This window comes from Aeromonas sp. TW 6 (assembly GCF_013168745.1).
Lineage (GTDB): Bacteria > Pseudomonadota > Gammaproteobacteria > Enterobacterales > Aeromonadaceae > Aeromonas > Aeromonas caviae.
Window position 1 is genome coordinate 1 of sequence record NZ_JABERS010000093.1, and the last position, 4,026, is coordinate 4,026.

Below are 4,026 nucleotides of genomic sequence, written 5' to 3' on the forward strand. Positions count from 1 at the left end.
GGGCTCTTGCGGCGGAGCACCGTTGGAGGTGATCAAGCAATACATTCAAAACCAGCGGGGCTGACGCCCCGGCGAAATACCCCTCCCACCTACGTCGGAGGGAGTCCCATTTCGCATTTAAGATGGCAATCTTCATTCCACACTCCTCATGGCTGGCTGAAATAGAGATCCTTGGTGGCGATGGCGCCCTTGAGGTTGCGGCTCGGCAAGCCGCGCAGTGCCGGGTCCACCAGTCTCATCTGGTTGTAGTGATAGACGGGGATGACGGGCACCTCCTCCATCAGCAGTTGCTCGGCCTGATGATAGATCCCGGACCGAACGTTGGCATCCAGGGTCTCGGAGGCCTGCTGCAGCAGACCATCGAAGACGGGGTTGCAGTAGCCGCTCTCGTTCTGGGGATCCTGGCAGCGGAAACTGCCAAGCATGGACGACGGCTCGACATAATCACCAAACAAAAATGAACGCGCCAGCATGAAATCACCACTGTTCTTGGCCACCTGATAAGCATTCCACTCCATGTTGTTGAGGGAGACTTCTACCCCCAGCGGTTTCCACATGGCCGCCACCGCCAGAGCCAGCTTCTTGTGGTTCTCCGACGTGTTGTAGGTCAGTGTCAACCTGAGGGGATGGGCGCTGTTGTAGCCTGCCTGGGCCAACAGCGCGGCTGCGCGGGCCAACCGAGTTGACTGGTCTTCCCGGGAGAGGGGGATATCCAGTTCGTCATAACCTGGCATGGCGGGCAGCAATGACCAGGCAGGACGTTCTCCCTGGCCGCTCACCTTCTCGGTCAGCAGGTAGCGATCAATGGCCATGGAGAGCGCTTGGCGCACCCGCACATCCTGCAATTCAGGGAGATTGAGATTGAAGGTATAAAGATAGGTGCCAAGCAGCGGCAGACCCCAGATCCGCTCCGGTGCCTCCTGCATGGTCTTCTGGTAGTACTCCAGCGCCACCTTGTTGGTGAGCTGGATCTCCCCCGCTTCGTAACGCAGCCGCTCCCCATGCTGGGAAGCGAGCGGCAGGTAGGTCACCCGCTGGATCCGGGTATGGGCGTCATCCCAGTACTGGGGGTTGCGTTCGGCTTCGATGCGCTCGTTCACCACCCAGCTCGCCAGCTTGTAGGGGCCATTGCTCACCATCTTGCCTGGCTGGGTCCACTGCTTGCCAAACTGGGCGATGACCCGCTCGTTGACCGGCACGAAGGGGCGCTGGCTGACCAGTTGCAGGAAATAGGGAACGGGGCGCTCCAGGGTCACTTTCAGGATCTGGTCGCTTTCTGCCTCCACCCCCAGGGCATCGAGGTCGAGCGCCCCGGCATAGATGGACTGGGCATTGTTGATGCCGGTCGCCAGCAGCAGGCCAGCGGAGGGGGAAGCCTGCGCCGGGTTCAGCAGCCGCCGCCAGGCGTAGACGAAATCCCGGGCGGTGAGGGGCTCGCCGTTGGACCATTTGAGCTGGGGACGCAGGAAGAAGCGCCACACCAGCCCATCCTCGCTGGTCTCCCAGCGCTGGGCCTGGGCGGGCACTATCTTGCCCTGACCATCCTCGCTCACCAGCCCCTCGAACAGGTCCACCAGCACCACCTCCCCCGGGAAACCGGAGCGGATCAGGGCCGGATCGAGGGACTCGGGTTCGGCGCCATTGCCCTTGACCAGGGTCTGCCTGTCCGACAGCACGGGCTGCTGCACCACGGTAGTGGCCTGAAGCGGCGGCACCGCCATCAACCCGAACAGCAAGGGAGAGAGCCAGCGGCTGGCTGGCCTGGCGGCGAAACGGTAAAACATGACATCAACCTCGTTCAATTCTTTTGACTGCAATGGGGGAAGGCCGGCGGCGCGCCTGGAACCGAATGCATCATGCCGCGCTTGTTATCCCCGAAGACGACCCGTATTGTATCGGGCCTGCCCGATAGAGGGAGTCTTTCGGGCTATTTTTTTCAAGGTTTTATGACGACACGGCCGCCACGGGTGGGCGCACTCGCCAGAAGGCGCACTCCCCTGCCCCGTTGGCAATCGGCCCGGGGTGATGTGTCGCCTGCAAGTCCGGTTGTCGTCTACCGTTTCAGGGGTCTTTATGGGTTACGAATGGCTGGCGCTGGCTGCCGCCAGTTTATGGGCGATCGCCGCCCTCATCTCCGTCAAACCGGCTCGCCATCTGGGGGCCTTTGCCTACAGCCGCTGGCGGATGTTCCTGGTCAGCCTGATGCTGGCCAGCGCAAGTCTGGTGACGGGAGGCTGGCAGACCCTCACCGAGAGCGCCCTTCCCCTGCTGGCCCTCTCCGGCCTCATCGGCATCTTCGTCGGCGACACCGCCCTCTTTGCCTGCATGAACCGACTCGGCCCCAGGCGCAGCGGTCTGCTCTTCTCCTGCCACGCCCTCTTCTCCGCCCTGCTCGGGCTCTGGCTCTTTGGCGAGCGGCTCGATGGTTGGCGCCTGCCGGGCGCCTTGCTGGTCCTGGCCGGGGTCATGCTCGCCATCCTGTTTGGTCGTCGTGGCGACAATCAGCAGAACGAATGGGAGCAGGTGCGCGGCCGCCTCGTGGTCGGCATAGCCCTTGGCCTCACCGCAGCCCTGTGCCAGAGCCTGGGAGCCATCATCGCCAAGCCGGTGATGATGAGCGGCACCGTGGACGCGGTGAGCGCTTCCGGCGTGCGCATGGCCAGCGCCCTCTTGGCACACTGCGTCTTGCGGGCACTGCGCATGCCGCTCGCCATGCCGCACAACCCAATCAACCGGCAGGTGCTCGGCATGATAGGCATCAACGGATTTCTGGCGATGACGCTGGGAATGACCCTGATCCTGGTGGCCCTGCGTCAGGGAGATGTGGGCATGGTGGCCATCTTGTCTTCCACCACACCGGTCATTCTGCTGCCCTTGCTGTGGTGGCACTCGGGTATGCGTCCCTCGCTCCCCGCCTGGGCCGGAGCCCTGCTCGCCACCCTGGGCACTGCCTTGGTGCTGGGAATGGGGAACTGAGCCCATCTATCCTGCTGGAAGGACCAACACGCCCATCGGCGGCACTGAGCCGCCGATGCTCCCCCTTGCCGGACAGGGAGAGAGGCGATCGCGTCCCTAGAACAGGGCCACTTCCTCTTCGGTCAGCTCCCGGTATTCCCCCGGAGCCAGCTCATCGTCCAGAGTCAACTCGCCGATGCGTTCCCGATGCAGCCCGACCACCTTGTTGCCGATGGCGGCGAACATCCGCTTCACCTGGTGATACTTGCCCTCGTGGATGGTCAGGCGTGCTTCCCGCTCGTCCAGGATTTCCAGCTCCGCAGGGCGGGTCTTGTCGTTCTCGTTGCGCAGGTAGATACCGTCGGCAAAGAGCGAGATGGCCTCTTCACTCACGGGATCAGCCAGCCAGACGTGGTAGGTCTTCGCACACTCGTGCCGGGGCGACGTGATGCGATGGGACCACTGGCCGTCATCGGTGATCAGCACCAGCCCGGTGGTATCGAGATCGAGGCGCCCCACCACGTGCAGTTTACCCATGGCCGGCTCGTCGAGCAGGTGGAACACGGTGGCGTGATCCGGGTCCTCGTTGGAGCAGACATATCCTTCCGGCTTGTGCAGCATGAAGTAGCGATTCTGCAGGTTCAGGGTCAAGGTCACACCGTCAAACTCGATCTGGTGTTGCTCATTGATGTGAAAGGCGGGCTGCTTGACCAGCACGCCGTCTACCAGCACTTCCCCCTGACGGATCAGCTTGCCCGCCTGGGAACGGGTCAAATCGGAGCAATCGCAAAGAAATTTGTCGAGCCGCATGCAAAAACCTCGGAATCCATCATGATTGGGGGCGACATTATATCGGTCAGACCCGACAACACCAGTACTAAGCGACAGGGACTCAAGTTGACATCCTCCCCCACCTTAGCGCTTCGCGTCACAGGAGGGGGATCCCCATTACTGGGTGATAGCTGCTCGCGCAGTACCGGGTTCCTGCTTCATCGGGCGGCCTGATTGCACCACGCCTCCACAGGCTAAAACGGCGTGTCCCGCCGCTAAAATATTGCGAGCGCCGTTCAC

At 62.4% G+C, this 4,026-nt stretch carries 3 protein-coding genes and 1 pseudogene; 2 read left to right on the forward strand and 2 right to left on the reverse strand.

Going from position 1 to position 4,026, the window contains the following annotated elements:
* Window positions 1–64 (forward strand): annotated as a pseudogene (locus tag HKD46_RS20980) (IS200/IS605 family transposase); the annotation flags it as partial.
* 82 nt (window positions 65–146) lie between these two features.
* On the opposite strand, the gene HKD46_RS20985 reads toward HKD46_RS20980, so the two are convergent.
* Window positions 147–1,784 (reverse strand): peptide ABC transporter substrate-binding protein, encoded by a 1,638-nt coding sequence (locus tag HKD46_RS20985; protein ID WP_171865938.1) that lies wholly within the window; start codon window positions 1,782–1,784, stop codon window positions 147–149.
* A gap of 289 nt (window positions 1,785–2,073) precedes the next feature.
* Here HKD46_RS20985 and HKD46_RS20990 point away from each other — a divergent pair, with 289 nt between their 5' ends.
* Entirely contained in the window at window positions 2,074–2,976 is a 903-nt protein-coding gene (locus tag HKD46_RS20990) for a DMT family transporter (protein ID WP_171865939.1), read from the forward strand.
* A gap of 96 nt (window positions 2,977–3,072) precedes the next feature.
* Here HKD46_RS20990 and rsuA read toward each other — a convergent pair whose 3' ends face one another.
* On the reverse strand, window positions 3,073–3,765 hold the full coding sequence (rsuA, locus tag HKD46_RS20995) for a 16S rRNA pseudouridine(516) synthase RsuA (RefSeq protein ID WP_171865940.1): 693 nt from the start codon (window positions 3,763–3,765) through the stop codon (window positions 3,073–3,075).
* Window positions 3,766–4,026: the final 261 nt, after the last annotated feature.

Bases quoted from the DNA above. Each gene is read 5' to 3' on its own strand.
- HKD46_RS20990 (WP_171865939.1), top strand. From the start codon at position 2,074: ATGGGTTACGAATGGCTGGCGCTGGCTGCCGCCAGTTTATGGGCGATC.
- HKD46_RS20985 (WP_171865938.1), bottom strand. From the start codon at position 1,784: ATGTTTTACCGTTTCGCCGCCAGGCCAGCCAGCCGCTGGCTCTCTCCC.
- rsuA (WP_171865940.1), bottom strand. From the start codon at position 3,765: ATGCGGCTCGACAAATTTCTTTGCGATTGCTCCGATTTGACCCGTTCC.